At 63.0% G+C, this 22,318-nt stretch carries 17 protein-coding genes; 11 read left to right on the top strand and 6 right to left on the bottom strand.

The genetic code is table 11. From position 1 onward, the window contains the following. Positions 1-2: 2 nt before the first annotated feature. From accB to AC0IYH_RS19390, 4 genes are all read right to left on the bottom strand, one after another. Entirely contained in the window at positions 3-464 is a 462-nt protein-coding gene (gene accB, locus AC0IYH_RS19405) for an acetyl-CoA carboxylase biotin carboxyl carrier protein (RefSeq protein WP_116627258.1), read from the bottom strand. 24 nt (positions 465-488) lie between these two features. Next, positions 489-944, bottom strand: coding sequence for a type II 3-dehydroquinate dehydratase (aroQ, locus tag AC0IYH_RS19400; protein WP_056860456.1), 456 nt, complete (start codon positions 942-944; stop codon positions 489-491). 306 nt (positions 945-1,250) lie between these two features. Next, the gene (locus AC0IYH_RS19395; protein WP_471835776.1) at positions 1,251-3,212 is read right to left on the bottom strand and encodes a methyl-accepting chemotaxis protein; all 1,962 of its coding nucleotides are present in this window, start codon (positions 3,210-3,212) and stop codon (positions 1,251-1,253) included. Positions 3,213-3,265: 53 nt separating this feature from the next. Next, positions 3,266-4,936 (bottom strand): response regulator, encoded by a 1,671-nt coding sequence (locus tag AC0IYH_RS19390; RefSeq protein WP_122774749.1) that lies wholly within the window; start codon positions 4,934-4,936, stop codon positions 3,266-3,268. Positions 4,937-5,235: 299 nt separating this feature from the next. Between AC0IYH_RS19390 and AC0IYH_RS19385 the strand changes: the two genes are divergently transcribed. From AC0IYH_RS19385 to AC0IYH_RS19365, 5 genes are all read left to right on the top strand, one after another. After that, on the top strand, positions 5,236-6,303 hold the full coding sequence (locus AC0IYH_RS19385) for a DUF2333 family protein (protein WP_116627255.1): 1,068 nt from the start codon (positions 5,236-5,238) through the stop codon (positions 6,301-6,303). Between the two features lie 2 nt (positions 6,304-6,305). Then, on the top strand, positions 6,306-6,842 hold the full coding sequence (locus tag AC0IYH_RS19380) for an NUDIX hydrolase (protein ID WP_116627677.1): 537 nt from the start codon (positions 6,306-6,308) through the stop codon (positions 6,840-6,842). 183 nt (positions 6,843-7,025) lie between these two features. Further along, a complete protein-coding gene (locus AC0IYH_RS19375) occupies positions 7,026-7,397 on the top strand; it encodes a translation initiation factor Sui1 (RefSeq protein WP_471835773.1) in 372 nt (123 codons plus the stop codon). A gap of 142 nt (positions 7,398-7,539) precedes the next feature. Further along, complete coding sequence (gene speA / locus AC0IYH_RS19370; RefSeq protein ID WP_101266093.1) at positions 7,540-9,453, top strand: arginine decarboxylase; 1,914 nt, start codon at positions 7,540-7,542, stop codon at positions 9,451-9,453. Positions 9,454-9,621: 168 nt separating this feature from the next. After that, positions 9,622-10,515 carry an alpha/beta hydrolase gene (locus tag AC0IYH_RS19365; RefSeq protein ID WP_471835771.1) on the top strand — a complete coding sequence of 298 codons (894 nt, stop codon included), beginning with the start codon at positions 9,622-9,624 and terminating at the stop codon, positions 10,513-10,515. On the opposite strand, the gene AC0IYH_RS19360 is transcribed toward AC0IYH_RS19365, so the two are convergent. Then, a complete protein-coding gene (locus tag AC0IYH_RS19360; protein ID WP_471835769.1) occupies positions 10,460-11,797 on the bottom strand; it encodes an MATE family efflux transporter in 1,338 nt (445 codons plus the stop codon). The genes AC0IYH_RS19365 and AC0IYH_RS19360 overlap by 56 nt on opposite strands. A gap of 281 nt (positions 11,798-12,078) precedes the next feature. Between AC0IYH_RS19360 and AC0IYH_RS19355 the strand changes: the two genes are divergently transcribed. Continuing rightward, positions 12,079-16,974: an alpha-2-macroglobulin family protein gene (locus tag AC0IYH_RS19355; protein ID WP_471835767.1), complete on the top strand. Its 4,896-nt coding sequence runs from the start codon at positions 12,079-12,081 to the stop codon at positions 16,972-16,974. Positions 16,975-17,032: 58 nt separating this feature from the next. On the opposite strand, the gene AC0IYH_RS19350 is transcribed toward AC0IYH_RS19355, so the two are convergent. Beyond that, positions 17,033-17,326 (bottom strand): hypothetical protein, encoded by a 294-nt coding sequence (locus AC0IYH_RS19350; RefSeq protein WP_116627249.1) that lies wholly within the window; start codon positions 17,324-17,326, stop codon positions 17,033-17,035. 232 nt (positions 17,327-17,558) lie between these two features. On the opposite strand from AC0IYH_RS19350, the gene pbpC reads away from it, so the two are divergent. The 5 genes from pbpC to AC0IYH_RS19325 all read left to right on the top strand — a co-directional run bounded on the left by pbpC (position 17,559) and on the right by AC0IYH_RS19325 (position 22,314). Continuing rightward, entirely contained in the window at positions 17,559-19,871 is a 2,313-nt protein-coding gene (gene pbpC, locus AC0IYH_RS19345; RefSeq protein ID WP_471835868.1) for a peptidoglycan glycosyltransferase PbpC, read from the top strand. A 162-nt stretch (positions 19,872-20,033) separates the two neighbouring features. After that, positions 20,034-20,342 (top strand): MazG-like family protein, encoded by a 309-nt coding sequence (locus AC0IYH_RS19340; protein ID WP_119737788.1) that lies wholly within the window; start codon positions 20,034-20,036, stop codon positions 20,340-20,342. Beyond that, positions 20,335-21,084, top strand: a complete 750-nt coding sequence (locus AC0IYH_RS19335; protein ID WP_471835764.1) for a methyltransferase — start codon at positions 20,335-20,337, stop codon at positions 21,082-21,084. Before AC0IYH_RS19340 ends, AC0IYH_RS19335 begins: the two co-directional genes overlap by 8 nt. Before the next feature lie 24 nt (positions 21,085-21,108). After that, the gene (locus tag AC0IYH_RS19330) at positions 21,109-21,711 is read left to right on the top strand and encodes a DUF4136 domain-containing protein (protein WP_069021443.1); all 603 of its coding nucleotides are present in this window, start codon (positions 21,109-21,111) and stop codon (positions 21,709-21,711) included. 45 nt (positions 21,712-21,756) lie between these two features. Next, positions 21,757-22,314: a DUF4136 domain-containing protein gene (locus AC0IYH_RS19325; RefSeq protein WP_116627246.1), complete on the top strand. Its 558-nt coding sequence runs from the start codon at positions 21,757-21,759 to the stop codon at positions 22,312-22,314. Positions 22,315-22,318: the final 4 nt, after the last annotated feature.

The following is a 22,318-nucleotide window of genomic DNA, read 5'->3' as shown; positions in this document are numbered from 1 at the left end:
GTTCAAACGATGGTGAACAGCGGCTGGTCGTACTCAACCGGCTGACCGTTTTCTACCAGGATGGATTCGATGACGCCGGCTTTTTCAGCAGTGATGTGGTTCATCATCTTCATCGCTTCAACGATGCAGATGGTGTCGCCCACTTTCACGGTCTTGCCGACTTCAACGAAGGCTGGCGAGGTCGGTGCCGGGGTGCGGTAGAAGGTACCGACCATTGGCGACTTGACCACGAAGCCGTTCAGTACTGGCGCGGCCGGTGCGGCAGGCGCAGCGGCTGCAGCAGGAGCGGCGGCAGGTGCAGCAGCCGGAGCCGGTGCTTGCATCTGTGGCGCGTAGAACTGTTGGGCCGGGGTCTTGCTGTGGCGGCTGATCCGTACGGACTCTTCGCCTTCCTTGATTTCCAGCTCGTCGATACCGGATTCTTCCAGCAGTTCGATCAGTTTCTTAACTTTACGGATATCCATGAATCATCAACTCCCAAGGGTCGGTCAGGGGCGCTTGGCCGGTTGTTCAAGTTGTTCCAGGGCGGCCTCCAGGGCCAGTCGGTAACCGCTGGCGCCAAGGCCGCAGATCACACCTACCGCAACGTCGGAGAAGTAGGAGTGATGGCGGAAAGCTTCACGTTTGTGCACGTTGGACAAATGCACTTCGATGAATGGGATGCTCACCGCCAGCAACGCGTCACGTAATGCAACGCTTGTATGCGTAAAAGCGGCGGGATTGATCAGGATAAAGTCCACGCCTTCGCCACGCGCGGCATGGATGCGATCAATCAATTCGTACTCGGCGTTGCTTTGCAGGTACAGCAAATGGTGGCCGGCTTCACGGGCCCTGCGTTCCAGATCAAGGTTGATCTGTTCCAGGGTGACTGCCCCGTAGACGCCCGGTTCACGGGTGCCGAGCAGGTTCAGGTTGGGTCCGTGAAGAACCAGAAAGGTCGCCATCGGCTGTTCCTTGTTATTGATGTGGGTACGGCAGAACCCGGCGACTATGCCGCAAAGCCTTTGTGACTGTCCAGTTCTATGCAGTAGGCAGCACGATTAGCGAGGATAGCGCAAAGTATGTGACCAAGTTGTCCGGTCTGGTCATTGGCAACACATTTCTGAAAACACCGGAGGGCAAATGTGGGAGGGGGCTTGCTCCCGATAGCAGTGTGTCTGTCAAAAAATATGTCAACTGACAGACAGCCATCGGGGGCAAGCCCCCTCCCACATTTGCCTCCACAGGGTTTTGGATCTGTATTGGGCAGGTTAGACCCGGAAGGCTTTGACCGCCGTGTTGAGCTGCCCGCCCAGCACCAGCAAGTGCTCGCCCTGGCTGCGTCCCTGGCCAATTCGCAGCAGATTATCCTCACCCAACTGATGAATCCGCTCGCTGTTATCGCGAATCTCACTGACCGCGCCACTTTGCTGCGCCGTCACATCGGCAATCCGCACGGCGGTGTCGGAAATGGTCTGGATCGCGCCGACGATTTCATCCAGCGCGCCGTCCGCCGCCTGGGCCTGTTGGGCGGTGGCTTCAGCGTGTTCGACCTGCGCGCGCATGCCTTGCACCGACTGGTGCGCGGCGGCTTGCAGGCCGGCGATCAGGGTCTGGATCTCGGCGGTGGCGCCGGCCGTGCGCTGCGCCAACGAGCGAACCTCGTCGGCGACCACGGCAAACCCGCGCCCGGCCTCGCCGGCGCGGGCGGCTTCAATCGCCGCGTTGAGCGCCAGCAAGTTGGTCTGGTCGGCAATCGAGCGAATCACCGTGAGCACGCCGCCGATGGTGGCGGACTCTTCGGCGAGTTTCTCGATCATCTGCGCATTCTGCTGCACTTCACCCACCAGCGCGTGCAGGCCGGTGAGGCTCAGGCCGATCACGCGTTGGCCTTGCTCCACCGCCTGGCCCGCACTGCGGCTGGCGCCGGCGGCCTGGCTGGCATCGCCGGCGACTTGCTGGATGGTCGCTTCGAGTTCGCCCAGAGAATCACGGATCTGTGCAGTGTCCCCGGCCTGGCGTTCGGCGCCATCGTGCAGGCCGCTGCTCAACTCGGCGAGGGCGCGGCTGCTGCCGGCGACCTCTTCGGCATTGCCGCGAATGGTGCCCACCAGGTCCACCAAATAAGCGCGCAGGCGGTTCAGCGAGGCTTCGATGTCGTGCAGTTCGCGGTTGGTCTTGCCCAAGGCGATCGGCTGGCTGAAGTCGCCCTCGGCCCAGGTCGACAGGGCCGGAGCCAGGTTGGTCAGCACCCGCGCGAGTTTGCGCTGCAGGGTGTCGATCAGCAGCGCGATCAGCAGGATCAGGCCGATCATCACGCCTTGCATCAGGCGCACTTCGCCCTGGATCTTGGCGTGCTGCGCGCGCACTACCGGCTCCAGGCTGGCGATGGCCTGCTGCACAGCGTTGATTTTCAGGCGGGTGGCGTTGCCCAGGTCGGCGCGTTGCTGGATCTGTTCGCGGGTGCGCTTGAGCTCGGCGGGGTAGCGGGTGAGCAGGCTGTTGAGTTCGCGCTTGAGGTCGACGCCGGTGTCCTGGGCTTCGGTTTTCTCGGTGTTTTCCAGGCCCATTAGCGCGGAAAAATCATCGGTGTTCGATTCGGCGCTGGCCTTGACGCCCAGCAGCGGCAGTTGCTCCAGCACATCAGCTTGAGAGCGAATATTGGTGACTTCGCGCTCCACATCGTCGGCCAGTTCCGCGCGGCCGCTGCTCACCAGTTTGTCGCGGGCCAAAGACAACTTGCCCAAGTGCTGTGAGGCGGCCAGCAGCGGCGGCAGGTAACGCGCGGCATCCGCAGTGCTGACGCCCACAGCGTACTGGCTGAGTTGCTCGAGGTTGGCGCCCAGTTCGCGCTCGGCTTGCAGCAGCAGGGCTTGCGGGTCGCCGGCGAGTTTGCCGGCAGCGAGCAGGTCGGTCTTGCTGAAGGCGTCCAGGTCGGCGAGGCTCGGGCGCAGGTTTTGCGCGAGGTCGGCGGGCAGTTCGTCGAGGTGTTGCAGCAGGCTTTCCAGGCTCTGGCTGGCGCTGCTCAAACGCAGGGCGTCGCCGCTGGCGAGGTAGTCGTCGATATTGCGCGCGGCCTGGTTCTGGAAGGTCTGGGACAGGCCCAGGTAGCGCTCCATCAGCAGATACGGCCGCTCCAGCGCGCGTTGCGACCACCAGAGCGTCGCCCCCAGCGCCAGGCACACGGCCACCAGAAGAAGGGTATTGAGATTGGTCAGCAGCTTCAGGCGCATGCGTGGTTTCAACCGACAGCAAAAGATAAGTGCCTGAAGTTATTGCGTTTCCATTACAAAGTTATGACGGATTCGGTGGATTCCGGTGAAAAGATGGCACTTTGCTTTGATGCGCGCGCGGCCTGTACCCGGTTACGGCCGGCATCCTTGGCGCGGTATAGCGCCTCGTCGGCCTGGGCGGCCATCATCAGGCTGTCGGAGCCGTCGCACAGCTCCACCAGGCCGGCACTGAAGGTGCACCACAAGTCCTGCGGCTGGGCCGGGTAATGGATTTCGGCGAAGCGCCCACGGATTTCATCCAGCACCTTGCAGGCCGATTCCAGGTCGGTGTCGGGCATCACAATGGCGAATTCTTCGCCGCCGTAGCGCCCGATGTAATCGGTCTTGCGCAGGCGCTGCTTGAGAAACAGCGCCAGGCTCTTGATCACGCGGTCGCCCATGGGGTGGCCGTGGCTGTCGTTGACCCGTTTGAAGTGGTCGATATCCAGCATGGCAAAGCTCAGCGGCTTGTTCTCGCGGCGCGCGCGGAAGCTGCAGTCTTCAAGCAATTGCAGGATATGGGTGTGGTTGTACAGGCCGGTCAGGCTGTCGCGCACCATTCGCGCCTTGAGGTTGCGCGCCCGCGCCGCGCGGTTGCGCACCGTGGTGATCAGGTGGCGTGGCTTGATCGGTTTGGTGAGGAAGTCGTCGCCGCCTTCGCTCATGGCATCCAGTTGCTTGTCCAGGTCGTCTTCGGCCGACAGGTAGATGATCGGCACGCTGACGTAGCGGTCGTTGTGGCGGATTACCTTGGCCAGTTCGGTACCGGTACAGGCGGGCATATACATGTCGAGGATGATCAGGTCGGGCTGGAAATCCGCCAGCTCGGCCATGGCCTGGATCGGTTCGATCAAGGTGCGCGTGACGATGCCGGCGCTGTTGAGCAGCCGTTCGGTGTGCAGCGCCTGGGCTCGTGAGTCGTCGATGATCAGCACTTTGTAGGGTTCGTACTGGGCGACGCAGGTCAGCACTTCGATCTTTTCCAGCAGGCTGGAGGCTTCCAGCGTGCCGGTGAGGAATTCCTGCCCGCCGGCGCGCACGGCGGCCAGGCGGGTTGGGGTGTCGGTTTCCAGCAGGCTGAAAAACAGCAGCGGCAGCTTTTGTTCCAGACCTTCCTGAGCTTCGGCGGCGAGCTTGAGGCCCAGGCCTGGGCCACAGAAGTCCACGTCCATCACAATCGCCGAGGGCAGGCGTTCGGCCATCGACGCATGGAACGCCGCCACGCTGTCCAGGGACTGAGCGCTCATGCCAAAGAATTCCAGCTGCTTGGCCAGGCGCTCGGCGCGCTCGTGGTCGGCCAGCATCACGTAGATTGGCTTGCGCATCGGCGGCAGGAACGTTTGCTCAAGCTGGTCGCCCTGACGCAGGCCAGTGCGCGACAGGCGCTGCATCAAACGGTTGAGTTCGGTGATCAACTGGCTGCTGAGGCGGCCGCGGTTTTCGTCCACCGCCTTGAGGGATTCGCCGATGTGCTGGGCCAGCTGGCCGTGCTCCGGTTGTTCGAAACGCTCGGCAAAACGCAGCAGGCGCAGGTTGGCTTCGCTGAGTTCGGAGAGGTCGGCGCCGGACCATTCGGTACGTTGCAGGCGCTGCCAGATCTCAAGAATTTGACGTGCCTGATGAATTACCCGCTGGGCAAAATGCTGCTTGAGACGCTCACGGCTGGGGTCTTCTGGCTCGGTCATATCCTGACTACTAGTTAGGGTGCATGCTGAGGTCGAACTGATGGCTCTATGCTAGCACCTCTTTTGCAGCGGATGAGTGTCACACATCAATTAACTGTGTGCTCTAGATATTCAGTTACTGACCCGCTGGTCGCGCAGCGTAAAAAACGTGCATCCTTTATAGTCGAACGCCTCGCGCGCGCCCGTTTGGTGAAAAGCCCCGCATGGGCGGGCACGATGGGGTAGGGTTGTGGTCGGAGTGTTTGAACGCACGCCATCAATTCAAGTGCATGAACTCAAGTGATTGAAAGGATATCGCCATGCTGGACTGGAAAAACCGTGCAGGCAGTGCCAAAGGCCCCGCGCCTGAGCCCAAGTCGGCCAACCGCAGCTATTTGCGTACTCTGCTGATGAGCCGGGCCCTGCTGAGCGTGCTCGGCCTGTACCTGTTGGTCACCGGCGCTCTGGGCTGGTACTGGAGCGAGGAGCCGGCACTGTTTCCGGTCCAGCAAAACGCGCAACTGGCTGCCGAGAAGGAAGGCAAGCAGATGGTGGTGGGCTACACCACCGTCGAAACCCTCAAGACTGTGGTCGGCACCTTGCTGAACAAGCCTGGTGGCTATATTTCCAACGACCGTTTCCCCCCAGGCCTGTGGATGGACAACATGCCGAGCTGGGAATACGGCGTGCTGGTGCAAGTGCGCGACCTGACCCGCGCCCTGCGTAAAGACTTCGCCCGCTCCCAGTCGCAGTCGGCCGAAGACGCCGACCTGGCCAAGGCCGAGCCGCGCTTCAACTTCGACAACAAGAGCTGGGTGCTGCCGTCCAGTGAGTCCGAGTACCAGGAAGGCATCAATTCCCTGAGCCGCTACGAAGCCCGCTTGTCTGACCCGAACCAGCGCGGCGCGCTGTTTTATGCGCGTGCCGACAACCTCAACAATTGGCTGGGTGACGTGGCTACCCGCCTGGGTTCGCTGTCGCAACGCCTGTCGGCCAGCGTCGGCCGGGTCAAACTGAACACCGCACTGAAAACCGAAGCGCTGGCGCCGGGTGAAGTGCCGCAAGTCGATGAGGAAGTGGTGGAAACCCCATGGATGCAGATCGACAACGTGTTCTACGAAGCCCGTGGTCAGGCTTGGGCCTTGTCCCATCTGCTGCGCGCCATCGAGGTCGACTTCGCCGACGTGCTGGCGAAAAAGAACGCCACCGTCAGCGTGCGCCAGATCATTCGTGAGCTGGAAGCCTCGCAGGAGCCGGTGTGGAGCCCAATGATCCTGAACGGCAGCGGCTTTGGCGTGCTGGCGAACCACTCGCTGGTGATGGCCAACTACATTTCCCGGGCTAACGCTGCTGTGATCGACTTGCGTCAGCTGCTCAACCAGGGTTGATGATGGACGCGACTCAAAAGGAGGCCGCCCACCGCGCGGCCTCCGATGCCGAACTGATCTGCTGGGTCGACGAGCAGGACAACCTGCTCGGCCACCTGGTCAGGTCCGACCTGCGCCAGCGCGGCCTGATCGGCCGTTGCACCTTTATCTTCCTGTTCAACTCCAGCGGCGAGCTGTGTGTGCATCGGCGCACCCTGAGCAAAGCCATGTATCCGGGTTTCTGGGATACGGCGGCGGGCGGGATGGTCGCGGCGGGTGAGTCTTACGCCGCGTCGGCGGCCCGGGAACTGGAAGAAGAATTGGGCGTTGGCGGGGTAGAGCTGGTCGAACACGACCATTTCTATTTCGAGGATGGCGACAGTCGGCTCTGGTGCCGGTCCTACTCCGCGACCTGGGACGGGCCCCTGCGCCTGCAGCCCGAAGAGGTCATGGAAGCGCGCTTTTTACCGATTGAAACAGTCCTGCAAGAGGCCGAACAAAAGCCCTACTGCCCGGACGCCCAAGAGGGCTTGCGGCGCTATCTGGCCCTGCGTCGCTAAAGTTGCATAAATTGGCGCTATTTGGCTCTTAGCAAGTCGGCTTTTTGCCGTTACACTGCGCGACTTTTCACCCGGACCGCCTTGGCGGGCCGGTAGCGCTGCCCCTGCCTGAGTGGGGCTTCGCGGTCGGTCCATGCCCTTGGCGCAGACCGATCAGTCTCCATCCTCCCAAGAGGATTGCCGGTGGCCAAAAAAGCCGCATCCTTCGCCGCCCTTGGCGGCCTGGTATTTTCCACCGATGCAGGTCGACACTGCCCGGACTGTCGTCAGCCCGTGGATTCGTGCATCTGCAAACAGACCCTGATCCCCGAAGGCGACGGTATTGCCCGCGTGCGCCGCGAGAGCAAAGGCCGTGGCGGCAAGACGGTGACCACCATCACCGGCGTGCCGTTGGCCGAAGATGCCCTGAAGGAACTCGCCACCACGCTGAAAAAGCGCTGTGGCACTGGTGGCGCGTTGAAAGACGGGGTCATCGAAATCCAGGGCGAGCACGTCGAATTGCTGTTGGCCGAGCTGATCAAGCTCGGTTACAAGGCCAAGAAGTCCGGCGGCTGACAGCCTCTTCCCAACCTGTGGCTAAACTCTGTCCTGCTGGCGAGGTCTACCTCCCTTACAGGCAAATCGTCATTTTCATTCTTTAGACTGCGCCAGCCTCCGCTTGAGGTGGCGCCTTCGCCTTCATTTATAGGGGACTTCGATGTCCGTACGACGCACACGCAAAGACGATGGCAGCCAATGGACAGTTGCGGACAGCCGCAGTGTTTACGGGATCCGCCATTGGGGGGCCGGGTATTTCGCGATCAATGAAGCCGGTCGCGTTGAAGTCCGTCCGAACGGCCCGAACAGCACGCCCGTCGACCTCTACGAGCAAGTCGACGAGTTGCGCAAAAGCGGCCTTTCGCTGCCGTTGCTGGTGCGCTTCCCCGATATCCTGCAAGACCGTGTACGCCAGCTGACCGGCGCCTTCGATTCGAACATCGAACGCCTGGAATACCAGAGCAAGTACACCGCGCTGTACCCGATCAAGGTGAACCAGCAGGAAGCGGTGATCGAGAACATCATCGCCACCCAGAACGTCTCCATTGGCCTCGAAGCCGGCTCCAAGCCTGAGCTGCTGGCCGTGCTGGCCCTGGCACCGAAGGGCGGCACCATCGTTTGCAACGGTTACAAGGACCGTGAGTTCATCCGCCTCGCGCTGATGGGCCAGAAGCTCGGCCACAATGTGTTCATCGTGATCGAGAAAGAATCCGAAGTTGAGCTGGTGATCGAAGAGGCCGCCAGCCTCAAGGTCAAGCCACAGGTCGGCCTCCGCGTGCGCCTGTCGTCCCTGGCGTCGTCGAAATGGGCGGACACCGGCGGCGAAAAGTCCAAATTCGGCTTGTCGGCCGCGCAACTGCTGTCCGTGGTCGAGCGCTTCCGCGCCGCCGGCCTGGACCAGGGCATCCGCCTGCTGCACTTCCACATGGGTTCGCAGATCGCCAACCTGGCCGACTACCAGCACGGGTTCAAGGAAGCGATTCGTTACTACGGCGAACTGCGCAACCTCGGCCTGCCGGTGGACCACATCGACGTCGGCGGCGGCCTGGGCGTGGACTACGACGGTACCCACTCGCGTAACGCCAGCTCGATCAACTACGACATGGACGACTACGCCGGCGTTGTCGTGGGCATGCTCAAGGAATTCTGCGACGCGCAGAGCCTGCCGCACCCGAACATCTTCTCCGAGAGCGGCCGTTCCCTCACCGCCCACCACGCCATGCTGGTGGTGCAGGTCACCGACGTCGAGAAACACAACGACGAAATCCCGCTGATCGAAAACAAGGAAAGCCTGCCGGAAACCGTGCAATGGCTGGTAGACCTGCTGGGCCCGACCGACATCGAGATGGTCACCGAAACCTACTGGCGCGCCACTCACTACATGAGCGACGTGGCCACCCAGTACGCCGACGGCAAACTGACCCTGGCCGAAAAAGCCCTGGCCGAACAGTGCTACTTCGCCGTGTGCCGCCGCCTGCACAACTCGTTGAAAGCCCGCCAGCGCTCGCACCGCCAGGTGCTGGACGAACTCAACGACAAGCTGGCCGACAAGTACATCTGCAACTTTTCGGTCTTCCAGAGCCTGCCCGACACCTGGGCCATCGGCCAGGTACTGCCGATCCTGCCGTTGCACCGTCTCGACGAAGAGCCGCTGCGTCGCGCGGTATTGCAGGATCTGACTTGCGACTCCGACGGCAAGATCAAGCAGTACGTCGACGAGCAGAGCATCGAGACCAGCCTGCCTGTACACGCCTTGAACGAGGGTGAAGACTACCTGCTGGGGATCTTCCTGGTCGGCGCGTATCAAGAGATTCTTGGCGATATGCACAACCTGTTTGGTGACACCGATTCGGTGAACATCTACCAGCGTGAAGACGGTTCGGTGTACAGCGCCGGCATCGAGACCCACGACACCATCGAAGACATGCTGCGTTATGTGCACTTGTCGCCGGAGGAGTTGATGACGCACTACCGGGACAAGTGTGCGAGCGCGAAGATCAGTGCCAGCGAGCGCACCCAGTTCCTGGATGCGTTGCGCCTGGGTCTGACGCGCTCGTCCTACCTGTCCTCGTAAGCTGAGTTGATACAAATCCAACTGTGGGAGGGGGCTTGCCCCCGATAGCGGTGCATCAGTGATACATGTGTTAGCTGATCCACCGCCATCGGGGGCAAGTCGAATCGTCGCACCGCCCCTCCCACATTTGAAGCACTGCTAATCCTGAAATTGTGTGAGGGCTGAGCAATGTCGAGCAAGTTCTTTCAGGTCTTTACCCTGGCCATCGCCGCATTGTTGGCGGCCTGCTCGCCGATCAAAGTGCTTAACGCACTGACGCCTTCAAGCACCTTCACCAAAACCGCTTCCATCGCCTACGGCGACGACCCTCGCCAGAAGCTCGATATATACCGTCCCCTCCCTGAGATCCCGAATGCGCCCGTGGTGGTGTTTTTCTACGGCGGCAGTTGGAACAGCGGTTCCAAGGATGACTACGGTTTTGTCGGCGAAGCCTTGGCCTCACGTGGGATTGTGGTGGTGATCGCTGATTACCGGCTCTACCCGCAAGTGCGTTACCCCGCGTTTCTCCAGGACGGCGCAAAAGCGGTGGCCTGGACCCACCAGCACATCGCCGAGTACGGCGCCGATCTCGATCAACTGTATGTGATGGGCCACAGCTCCGGTGCCTACAACGCCTCGATGCTGGCGCTGGATGCGCGGTGGCTGAAAGACGTGGGCCTGGCGCCGTCGATATTCAAAGGCTGGATCGGCCTGGCCGGGCCGTATGATTTCTTGCCGATTGAAAATCCGGACGTGAAACCGGTGTTTTTCTTCCCCGATTCACCGCCCGAATCCCAGCCGATCAACCACGTCAGCCACGCTGCGCCGCCAAGCCTGTTGATCGCCTCGATCGATGACAACCTCGTTAACCCGACGCGTAACACTGGTGGGCTGGCGAAAAAACTGAGCGAGGCCGGAGTGCCGGTCGAAACCTTCTATTTCACCAAGACCAGTCACGCGACGCTGGTGGCGTCCATTTCCAAGCCGCTGCGCTGGCTGGCGCCGGTGCTGGATCGGGTCACGGCGTTTATCCAAGCCACTGGTCCTGGCGGTTCAATCGCCAGGCAATCGCCCACAAAGTAAGGCTGCGCAAGGCCATGAACAGCAAAAAGGTCAGCCACAGCCCGTGGTTGCCCAGCCCTTGCAAGGCCCAGGCGAATGGCAGCGTGAGCAGCACCGTCAGCAGCATCCCGTTACGCATTTCCCGCGCGCGGGTGGCGCCGATAAACAGGCCGTCCAGCAAATAACTCCACACCGCAATCAACGGCAGCACGGCAAGGTACGGCAGGTACAGGTCGGCGGTTGCACGCACGCTGGGGATGTCGGTCTGCATGGCGATAAACAGGTGCCCGGCGACGCTGAACAGCAGGGCAAAACCCACGCTGGCGAGCAGCGACCAGCCGCCGGCCACCACCAGCGAGCGGCGCAGGGCTTGGCGGTTGTGGGCACCGATGGCGTGGCCGCACAGGGCTTCGATCGCATGGGCCAGGCCGTCCAGCGCATGGGCGGTCAGCAGCAGGCCGTTGAGCAGCAGCGCGTTGGCCGCCACCGTGGCATCGCCCAGGCGCGCGCCCTGCACCGTGATCATGAAAAACACCGATTGCAGCGCGAGGCTGCGGATAAAAATGTCGCGGTTGACCGCCAGCAACGGGCGCCAGCTCTCCCACACTTTCAACGCGGCCCAGGCGATATGCCCGGGGTAGGCGCGCAGGGCTTTTTGCGTCATGGCCAGGCCAAGCAGGGCGCCGGTCCATTCGGCCACGACGGACGCTCTTGCCGAACCGACCACGCCCCAATCCAGGCCCAGTACAAACCACAGGTTCAGTGCGATGTTGACGAGGTTGGTGGTGAGCAAAATCGCCAGCGGCGCACGGGCGTTTTGTGTGCCCAGGAACCAGCCGACCAGTGCATAGCTGGCAAGGGCGGCAGGCAGGCCGAACAGGCGGGTGTGGAAGAAATCCTGGGTCAGTTGGTTCAGCTCGGGGGAGGGCTGCATCCATTCCAGCGCCAGGTGGCTGAAGGGAATACCGACGGTGCCCAGCAACATCGCCAGGCCGAGCGCCAGCAGCAGGCCTTGCAACAGAATCTGCCGCAGCGCCGCGCCATCCCCGCGCCCGGCAGCTTGTGCGGCAAAGCCGGTGGAACCCATGCGCAGGAAGCCCATGGCCCAGGCCAGGAAGGTGTAGAGGCTGGCGCCGACAGCCACGGCGCCAAGCTGGTGGGCGTGGGGCAGGTGGCCGATGACCATGCTGTCGACCAGGGCTACCAGCGGCACCGAGATGTTCGACAGGATCATCGGCGCGGCCAGGGCCCAGACGCGGCGGTGGGTCGGGCGGTGGCGCCAGTCGGTGAGTAGGGTGGGCATGGGGGCTCCTTGGGGAGCGGCATTGTAACTGGGGTGGATTAATGTGGGAGGGGGCTTGCCCCCGATGGCGGTGTATCAGACAAATATTTTTTGCTGAACCACCGCTATCGGGGGCAAGCCCCCTCCCACATTTGATCCTCACTGTTTGTGGGATTTGTCTTGAGCTTGAGAGCACTCAGAACCAAACCACCCTCCGTCGGTCAATGTGACCAGCGCCACATCGGCTTGGCCGACGCTGATATATAGTTCATCCCTCGGACCCCTCTCACTACGAGTGCCCCATGCTGAACAAAGGACTGATCCTGGCTTGCGCGCTGGCCCTGCTGAGCGCCTGCGATTCCTCCGATAAACCGGCTGCTCCGCCTGCGCCAACCGCAGTGGCGGCCCCCAAACCGGCCAAGGCGGCGGTGGATGTGGCGGCGTTGAAACAGCGTTACGCCGGGCGCGAGTTGAGCGTGGTGGACGTGTCCGAAGTGCAGCTGGACGGGGCCAGTACCTTGTCGGTGAGCTTTTCCATCCCGTTGGATCCGGAGCAGAAGTTCGCCGACAAACTGCACCTGGTGGACAGCAAATCGGGCAAGGTCGATGGCGCGTGGGAGCTGTCCGACAACCTGATGGAACTGCGCCTGCGCCACCTGGAACCGCAGCGCAAGCTGGTGCTGACGGTGGATGCCGGGGTCAAGGCGGTCAACGACAACAAGCTCGCTGCCGAGTACAGCGCCCGTCTGGAAACCCGTGACCTGCAAGCCACCGTCGGCTTCGCCAGCCGTGGCACCTTGCTGCCGACGCGCCTGGCCGAAGGCCTGCCGGTGATCGCGTTGAACGTCGACAAGATCGACGTCGAATTCTTCCGCATCAAGCCCGAATCCCTGCCTTCGTTCCTCGCGCAGTGGGGCCGCAACACCAGCCTGCAAAGTTATGAATCCCGCGAATTGCTGCCGTTGGCCGATCTGGTCTACGGCGGGCGCTTCGACCTGAACCCTGCGCGCAATACCCGCGAAACGCTGTTGCTGCCGATCGCCGGCCTCAAGCAATTGCAGCAGCCGGGCGTGTACCTGGCGGTGATGCGCGCCTCGGGCACCTACAACTATTCGCAACCGGCCACGCTGTTCACCTTGAGTGATATCGGCCTGTCGGTGCACCGCTACGCCAATCGCCTGGATGTGTTTACCCAGGCCCTCGAAGGCGGCAAGGCGCTGGATGGCGTCGACCTTGAAGTGCTGGATGCCGATGGCCGCGTGGTGGGCCAGGGCAAGACCGAAAAGGGTGGCCACGCCGAGCTGCCATTGCCGAAAAAAGCCCAGGTGTTGCTGGCCAAGCAGGGTGAGCAAACCAGCATGCTGCGCCTGGACAGCGCCGCGCTGGACCTGGCCGAGTTCGATATCGGCGGCCAACCTTCGCACCCGTTGCAGTTCTTTGTGTTCGGCCCGCGCGACCTGTATCGCCCCGGCGAAACCGTGCTGCTCAATGCCCTGCTGCGCGATAAGGACGGCAACGCGGTCAAGCCACAGCCGGTGAGCGTCGAAGTGCGCCGCCCGGATGAGCAGGTGAGCCGCAAGTTTGTGTGGGATGCCGATGCGTCCGGCCTCTATCAATACCAGTTGCAGTTGAACAGCGAAGCACCCACCGGGCGCTGGCAGTTGGTGTTCGACCTGGGCGACGGCAAGCCGCAGTTGTATGAATTCCTCGTCGAAGACTTCCTGCCCGAGCGCCTGGCGCTGGAACTCAAGGGCAGCGACACGGCGTTGAGCCCGGCCGACAACCCGGTCATTCACGTCAACGGGCGTTACCTCTACGGTGCGCCGGCGTCGGGCAACCGGGTCAGCGGCCAGGTGTATGTGCGCCCGCTGCGTGAAGCGGTCAAGGCGCTGCCGGGTTACCAGTTCGGCTCCGTGACCGAAGAAGAACTGAGTCAGGATTTCGAGCTGGATGAGACGGTACTCGACGCCAAGGGCCAGGAAGACCTGACCCTGGAAAGCAAATGGGCCGAGGCCAAGTCGCCGCTGCAACTGATCGTGCAAGCCAGCCTGCAAGAGTCCGGCGGGCGGCCGATCACCCGGCGCCTGGTGCAGCCGATCTGGCCGGCCGGGCAGCTGCCGGGCCTGCGCGGGTTGTTTGACGGCAAGGAAACCAATGGCGATGGTCCGGCGGAATTCGAAGTGCTGCTGGCCAACCAGGACGGGCAGAAACTCGCCGCGCAGAACCTCAAGGTGCGCCTGGTGCGCGAGCGCCGCGACTACTACTGGAACTACTCGGAGAATGACGGCTGGAGCTACCACTTCAACGAGAAATTCCTCAACCTCGATGAACAGACCCTGAACATCAAGGCTGGCGACACCGCCAAGGTCAGCTTCCAGGTGGAGTGGGGCCCATACCGTGTCGAGGTCGAAGACCCGCAGACCGGCCTGGTCAGCAGCCTGCGCTTCTGGGCCGGTTACCAGGCCCAGGACAATACCGAAGGCGGCGCCGTGCGCCCCGATCAGGTCAAACTCGCGTTGGATAAACCCGCGTATGGCGACGGCGATACCGCCAACGTCACCGTCACGCCGCCGGCAGCCGGCAAGGGCTACCTGTTGGTGGAATCCGCCGAAGGCCCGCTGTGGTGGCAGGAAATCGACGTGCCGGCCGAGGGCAAGAGTTTCGCGGTCAAGCTCGACCCGAAATGGTCGCGCCATGACCTGTATGTCAGCGCGCTGGTGATTCGCCCCGGCGAGCGCAAAGCCAATATCACCCCCAAACGTGCCGTGGGCCTGCTGCATCTGCCGCTGGATCGCACCCAGCGCAAGCTGGGCGTGACCCTCACCGCGCCGGAAAAAATGCGCCCCAAACAGCCGCTGACGGTGAAAATTGCCGCCAAAAATGCCGATGGCAGCGTGCCCAAGCACGTGCATGTACTGGTGGCAGCGGTGGACGTGGGCATTCTCAATATCACCGAATACCCGACGCCCGATCCGTACTCCAGCCTGTTTGGCCGCAAGGCCTATGGCGTGGACCAGTTCGACATCTATGGCCAGTTGATCGAAGCCGGCCACGGCCGCCTGGCCAGCCTGGCATTCGGGGGTGACGCAGCGTTGGCCAAGGGCGGCAAGCGCCCGGACACCAGTGTGACCATCGTCGCCCTGCAAAGCGCGCCGGTGACCTTGAACGAGCAGGGTGAGGGCGAAGTCAGCGTCAATATCCCGGACTTCAACGGTGAGTTGCGCCTGATGGCCCAGGCCTGGAGCGATGACCGCTACGGCATGGCCGAAGCCAAAACGGTGATTGCTGCACCGCTGATTGCCGAGCTGTCGGCCCCGCGTTTCCTCGCCGGTGGCGACCAGACCAGCGTGGCGCTGGACCTGTCCAACCTGTCGGGCAAGGCGCAGAAGCTGGAGGTGCAACTGAGTGCCGAAGGGCAGTTGGAGTTGGTCAACAGTGGCGCGCAAACCGTCGAGTTGAAGCAGGGCCAGCGCACCACCCTGCGTATCCCGGTGAAAGCCTGGGGCGGCCTGGGGCAGGGCAAGGTCAAAGTCACCGTGAATGGCCTCGACCTGCCGGGTGAAAACCTGCCGCCGTTCAGCCGCGAATGGACCCTGGGCGTGCGCCCCGCGTACCCGGCGCTGCTCAAGCATTACCGCGCGGTGCTCAAAAGCGATGCGTGGAGCCTGCCCGCCGGTGCATTGGACCAATTCGATATCTCAGGGCGTGAAGCGCTGCTGAGCCTGTCGAGCCGCCCGCCCTTGAACCTCGGCGCGCAGATCTCGGCGCTCAAGGCTTACCCTTACGGTTGCCTGGAGCAAACCGCCAGTGGCTTGTACCCGTCGCTGTATGCCGATGATGCCTTGCTCAAGCGCTTGAGCATCAAGGGTGAACCGGATGCCGAGCGTAAACGCAAGATCGAATTGGGCGTCGAACGCCTGCTGGGCATGCAGCGCTACAACGGCAGCTTTGGCCTGTGGGGCGCCGATGGCGAAGAGGAATACTGGCTGACCGCGTATGTCACCGACTTCCTGCTGCGCGCCCGCGACCAGGGTTTCGCCGTGCCGCCTGAGGCCTTGAAGAAAGCCAGCGAGCGCCTGCTGCGGTACGTGCAGGAGCGCAACCTGATCGAGGTCGATTACAGCGACAACGCCGACCACACTCGCTTTGCCGTGCAGGCCTACGCCGGTATGGTGTTGGCGCGCAGTCAGCAGGCGCCGTTGGGCGCGCTGCGCAGCATCTTTGAACGACGCAGCGAGGCGCGCTCCGGTCTGCCGTTGGTGCAGCTGGCTGTCGCGCTGCAGAAGATGGGCGACCAGCCGCGCGCCGATCAGGCCTTGCTCGCCGGCTTGGCGACGCAACGCAATGCCAATGAATGGCTGGCCGACTACGGCAGCCCGTTGCGCGACCAGGCGATGATTCTGGCCCTGCTCGAAGAAAATGACCTGGCCAAGGGCAAGCGCGAGGAGCGTTTGTTCGCGCTGTCGGATCAGTTGGCGGCCAGCCCGTACCTGTCGACCCAGGAGCGTAATTCGCTGTTCCTCGCCGGGCGGTTGGGGTTCGCGAAGCCTGAGGCGAACTGGCAGGTGTCGCTGACCGGCAGTGGCGGTGTGCAGGAATTGAATAACCAGCAGTCGACCCTGGCACTGGACGGCAAGCAGCTGTCCAGCGACCTCGCCTTGAGCAATCAGGGCGATACGCCTGTGTACCAGCAGTTGACGATTTCGGGTTATCCACAAGTGCCTCCGGCTGCGGGCGGTGACAACTTGAGCATCCGCCGCGAGTATCTGGGCATGAATGGCCAGCCGCTGAACCTGCGCAACCTCAACAGTGGTGATCTGGTGTTGGTGCACTTGGCGGTGAACGCCAAGCAACGGGTGCCAGATGCCCTGGTGGTGGACTTGCTGCCGGCCGGCCTAGAGCTGGAAAACCAGAACCTGGCGCAAAGTGCCGCCAGCCTGGAGAACGCCAGCAGCCAGGTGAAGGAATGGCGTGAGTCGATGCAGAACTCGACGCTCAAGCATCAGGAGTTCAGGGATGACCGTTATGTGGCGGCGATGAACCTGGACGGTTCGGGGACTACGCACCTGCTGTACCTGGCGCGTGCTGTGACGCCGGGGACGTATCGAGTGCCGCCGCCGCAGGTGGAGTCGATGTACCGGCCGAACTGGCAGGCGGTGGGGGAGACTCCGGCAGATCTGGTGATTAAGGGGCGCTGATTGCCTGATTTGAAATGGGGGCAAATGTGGGAGGGGGCAAGCCCCCTCCCACAAGGGATTAGTGGACTACCCAGCTGAGGAGCCACAGGCCGAGCAGCAGCCAGATGATTCCGAAGACGATCGAGGCGCGCATGAAGGCGCGTACGGCCGAGTACAGGAACAGCAGGCCGACGATCAGGGTGAGGATGCTGATGATCGATGTGTCCATGCCCAAGGTGCGGGACAGGCCTTCGACAAAGTTGCCGCCAGCGTGGGTCAAGGCACCGAATAACCCGCTGAGGCCATCGACGATAAAGCGGATGATGGAGCCCAGCGCCTGGCCCAGCCATTCGAAAAAGCTTTCTACCTGCATGTGTGTGTCCTGATAAGAGGTGGGCGTATCTGTGCCTTTGGTTGTTATTGCGACAGGCTAGTTCCCTATAAGCATAGAGGTTTGCGGGTTTGAGTTTTCTATTAATGACTCGGTTTAATGTGGGAGGGGCGGTGCGACGGTTCGACTTGCCCCCGATTGCGGTGTGTCTGTGAAAGCTTTGGCAACTGACACACCGCCATCGGGGGCAAGCCCCCTCCCACAGTTGAAATTACTGCGGTGGGGTTTGGGGTTTGTGGTGTTGGTGGTTGCGCTGCTGTGGCTGGCTGATCGTATTTGGCCTTTGCCTTTGCCCAAGGATGATCTGGCGCGGGTGGTGCTGGCTGAAGATGGCACGCCGTTGTGGCGATTTGCCGATGCCAATGGGGTGTGGCGTTATCCGGTGCAAACCAGTGAAGTGTCGCCGTATTACCTTGACGCAGTGCTCACCTACGAAGACCGCTGGTTCTATCAGCACCCCGGCGTGAACCCGTTGGCGCTGGTGCGGGCGACGTGGCAGAACCTCACGGGCGCGCGGGTGGTGTCTGGCGGCAGCACCTTGTCGATGCAGGTGGCGCGTTTGCTCGACCCGCATTCGCGGACCTTCCACGGCAAGCTGCGCCAGCTGTGGCGCACGGCGCAGTTGGAGTGGCACCTGTCCAAGGACGAGATTCTCAACCTGTACCTCAACCGTGCGCCGTTCGGCGGCACGTTGCAGGGTGTGGCGGCTGCCAGTTGGGCGTACTTGGGCAAGCCGCCAGCACAGTTGACCCATGCCGAAGCCGCCTTGCTGGCGGTCTTGCCCCAGGCGCCGAGCCGCTTGCGCCCCGACCGCCACCCGCAGCGCGCCCAGGCCGCACGGGACAAGGTGCTGCGCCGCCTGGGCGAATTCCAGGTCTGGCCGCAGTCGGCGGTGGATGAAGCCCTCGAAGAACCGCTGCTGCTCGCCCCGCGCCTGGAACCGAGCCTGGCGCCCTTGCTCGCCCGTCGTTTGAATCGCGCGGACAGCCCGCCGCTGATTCGCACCACCCTGGACGCCGCCCTGCAACGCCGGCTCGAAGACCTGCTGCTGGGTTGGCGCGCGCGCCTGCCGGAACACACCTCCGCCGCCATTCTGGTGGTGGAAGAAGACACCATGGCCGTGCGCGCCTACCTGGGTTCGGTGGATATCAACGATGCCAAGCGCTTTGGCCATGTGGACATGATCAGCGCACTGCGTTCGCCGGGCTCGACCCTGAAACCCTTCCTGTACGGCATGGCCCTGGACGACGGCCTGATCCATTCCGAATCCCTGCTGCAGGACGTGCCCCGGCGTTATGGCGATTACCGGCCGGGCAACTTCTCCATGGGATTTACCGGCGCGGTGCCGGCGAGCACGGCGCTGTCCAGTTCGTTGAACCTGCCGGCGGTGCAACTGCTGGAAGCCTACGGGCCCAAGCGTTTTGCCGCGCAAATGCGCATCGGTGGCGTGCCGTTGGCGTTGCCGGCGTTAGCCGAGCCCAACCTGGCGTTGATCCTCGGCGGCGCGGGCAGCCGCCTGGAAGACCTAGTCAGCGGCTACAGCGCCTTTGCCCGCGAAGGGAGGGCGGCAACGATTCGATTACAGCCGGACGATACGCTTAGAGAACGGCCATTACTGTCGCCAGGGTCCGCCTGGATTGTACGGCGCATCCTCAGTGGCCAGGCGCGGCCCGACCGCGACCCCCGCGCCGAGCTGGTACAACGGCCGGTGCTGGCCTGGAAAACCGGTACCAGCTACGGTTTTCGTGACGCCTGGGCGATTGGCGTGGGGCCGCGTTACCTGATCGGCGTATGGATCGGCCGCCCCGACGGCACGCCGGTGCCGGGGCAGTTCGGCCTGGCCTCGGCGGCGCCGTTGATGTTGCAGGTTCACGATGTGTTGACCAACCGCGACAGCCAGCGCGGCATCAGCGCGCCCGTGCGGCCGGTGCCGGCCAATGTCGGCGTGGCGGCGATCTGCTGGCCGCTGGGCCAGCCCATGAGCCGCAGCGATCCCAACTGCCGCCGCCAGCGCTTCGCCTGGACGCTGGACAACACCACGCCGCCGACCTTGCAGGCATTGGATCAACCCTTGAGTGTGGGGTTGACGGAAAACGTGTGGGTCAACGCCAAGGGCCTGCGGGTGGACGCTCACTGCCCCGCAGCGGAGTCCAGAACCATCGCCCTATGGCCCGCGCCCCTGGAGCCCTGGCTACCCAGGGCTGAACGCCGCGACGCACGCATCCCGGCGCCTGACCCGGACTGCCCGCCGCCGGCACTCGCTGCGTCCTCACCTTTATCCATCGTCGGCATCCGCGAAGGCGACCAACTGCGCCTGCCGGCGGCCAGCCAACAAACCCTGCACCTGAAGCTCTCCGCCCTCGGCGGCAGCGGCCGACGCTGGTGGTTCCTCAACGGCGCGCCGTTGGGCGACAGCGCCAACCAGGATTTTATCAACGCCAGCTTCGAGCGCCTTGGGCGCTACCAGCTCAGCGTCCTCGACGAAGCCGGCCAAACCGCCCGACTCGAATTCAGCGTCGTCGACTAAGCCCTATCGGGGGCAAGTCGAACCGTCGCACCGCCCCTCCCACCTTTGAAAGTGTTCGCAGGTCAAAATGTGGGAGGGGGCTTGCCCCCGATGAGGCCCTAAACGTTCACTTGCCTTCCAGCCCAATCCCCCCGAAGCTACCCACCTTCAGGAGCCCCCCGCATGAACCTCGAACACCTCACCGAACGCCTGCACCGCATCCGCGATAACAACGACTGGAAACAATTCCACAGCCCAAAAAACCTGGCCATGGCCGCCAGCGTCGAAATGGCCGAACTGGTGGAAATCTTCCAATGGCTGAGCGAAGACCAATCCCGCCAGCTCCCCGCCGACACACTCGCCCATGCCGGGCAGGAAGTCGGCGATATCGTGTTGTACCTGTTGTTGCTGTGCAGTGAGTTGGGCCTGGACATGAACGAGGTGGTGCGTGCCAAGCTGGCCGACAGCGAACGGCGGTTTGCCCATGAGTGACCGCCATTTCGACCAGTTGGCCACGCGCTTCGCCGAAAAGATCTACGGCGGCGCCAAAGGTGCCATCCGCCTGGCGGTGCTCCAGGCCGACCTCACCGAAGCCTTGCCCAAACGCCCATTGCGCGTGCTGGATATCGGCGCGGGGTTGGGGCATATGTCGCTGTGGCTGGCCGAGCAAGGCCATGACGTCACCCTGGCCGAGCCCGCCGCGCCGATGCTCGAGGGCGCCCGCCAACGCTTCGCCGAGGCCGGGCAGACCGCGACCTTTATCCACGCGCCATGGCAGGACCTGCTCGGCCAGCTCACCGAGCCCTATGACCTGGTGCTGTGCCACGCCGTGCTGGAGTGGCTGGCCGAGCCCCACGCGATCCTGCCGGTGCTGCACCAGCTCACGTTGCCCGGCGGCTGGCTGTCGCTGGCGTTCTACAACCGTGATGCGCTGATTTATCGCAACCTGCTCAAAGGCCACTTCCGCAAAATGCGCAAGAACGACATGGCCGGCGAGAAGCAGAGCCTGACCCCGCAACAGCCGCTCGACCCGCGTGAACTGGCGGCGCAACTCGCCGGGCTTTGGCAGGTCGAAAGCCAAAGTGGTGTGCGGGTTTTCCACGACTATATGCCGGTGGAATTCCAGGCCCGCGCGGATTTGCAGGACCTTCTGGAGATGGAACTCGCTCACCGTCGTCACCCAAGCTTTGCCGGACTTGGGCGTTATTTGCACTGGGTCTGCCGTCCGGTATAAGCGGCCCAGTCTGCGGAGGTCGAAATGCGTCGTCTCTGTTTGATCCTGTTGTCCCTTGGGCTGGCAGCCTGTTCCAGCCCCAATCCCTATGTCGCCGCGTCGGCGCCGATTCCACCGGCCCCGCCCCAGGCAGCAAACACCTTTGACGCCAGCGCCTACCCGGCGCCGGTGCGCGACTACGGCGCCTACCGCAACTGGGCCTGGCGCAACGGCCAGCTGCCGGCGGGAACGGCCTGGGCGGATTCGGCGCAAGTGGCCGAGGCGGTCAGCGGCGCCCTCGACCAGCGCGGCCTGCGGCCCTTGCACGACAACCGCCCGGCGGACCTGCTCGTGAGCGCCGATGTGCGCCTGGAGAAGCGCCTCAAGCAGGTCCAGGACGACTACGGCTACGGTTACGGCGGCTATAACCGCTATGGCAACGGCTATGGCATGTACAACTCGGTGCCGATCGTGCGCACCTATGAAGTGCAGGTGGTGGTGGTCCGCGTCAACCTGTTCGATGCCCGCACCGGCCAGCCGGTGTGGAGTGCCAGTGCGGAAACCGGCAGCCAGGGAAGCCTCAGTGAGCGGGGAGACGCCTTGCGCCAGGCGGTGCAAAAGGCAATGACGGCTTATCCTCCGAGTTAAGCGCTATTCTCATTTAAAGCTCAGGTCTTTCTTTGGAGAAAAACCATGTTTCGTCGTATCGCTACGCTCGCTTTTGTCGTGCTGCTGGGCGGTTGCCAGAGCGCGCAGGTCAACCACGATTTTGACGCCAGCCGAGACTTCGGCGCCTACCGCAGCTGGGCCTGGAAAGACCCGGCGCTGCAATACCGCCCGGATGACCCGCGGATCAAAAGCGACCTCACCGAGCAACGCATCCGCCAGGCCGTGGGCGAGCAGCTCGACCAGCGCGGCCTGCGCCCGGCAGCGGCCGGCAGCAAGGCTGACCTGAATGTGCAGGCCTACCTGATCGTCGAAGATCGCCAGCAGCAAGTCACCACCAACTACGGTGGCGCGTGGGGCGGCCCATGGAACGGCTACTGGGGCGCGCCGATGTACAACGAAACGCGCAACATCACCTACAAAGTCGCAACCATCCAGATCGACCTGCTCGACGGCAAGGACGGCAAGCTGGTATGGCGCGGCAGCGACGAACAAATGCTCGCCAGCTCGCCCAACCCCCAGGAGCGCGACAAAGCCATCCGCACCACCGTAAACCGCATCCTCTCCAGCTACCCCCCGCACTAACCCA

It is taken from the genome of Pseudomonas sp. AC463, from assembly GCF_979253585.1.
The sequence above is the reverse complement of the archived record's forward strand: the minus strand, read 5'-3'. Positions and strand labels throughout refer to the sequence as shown.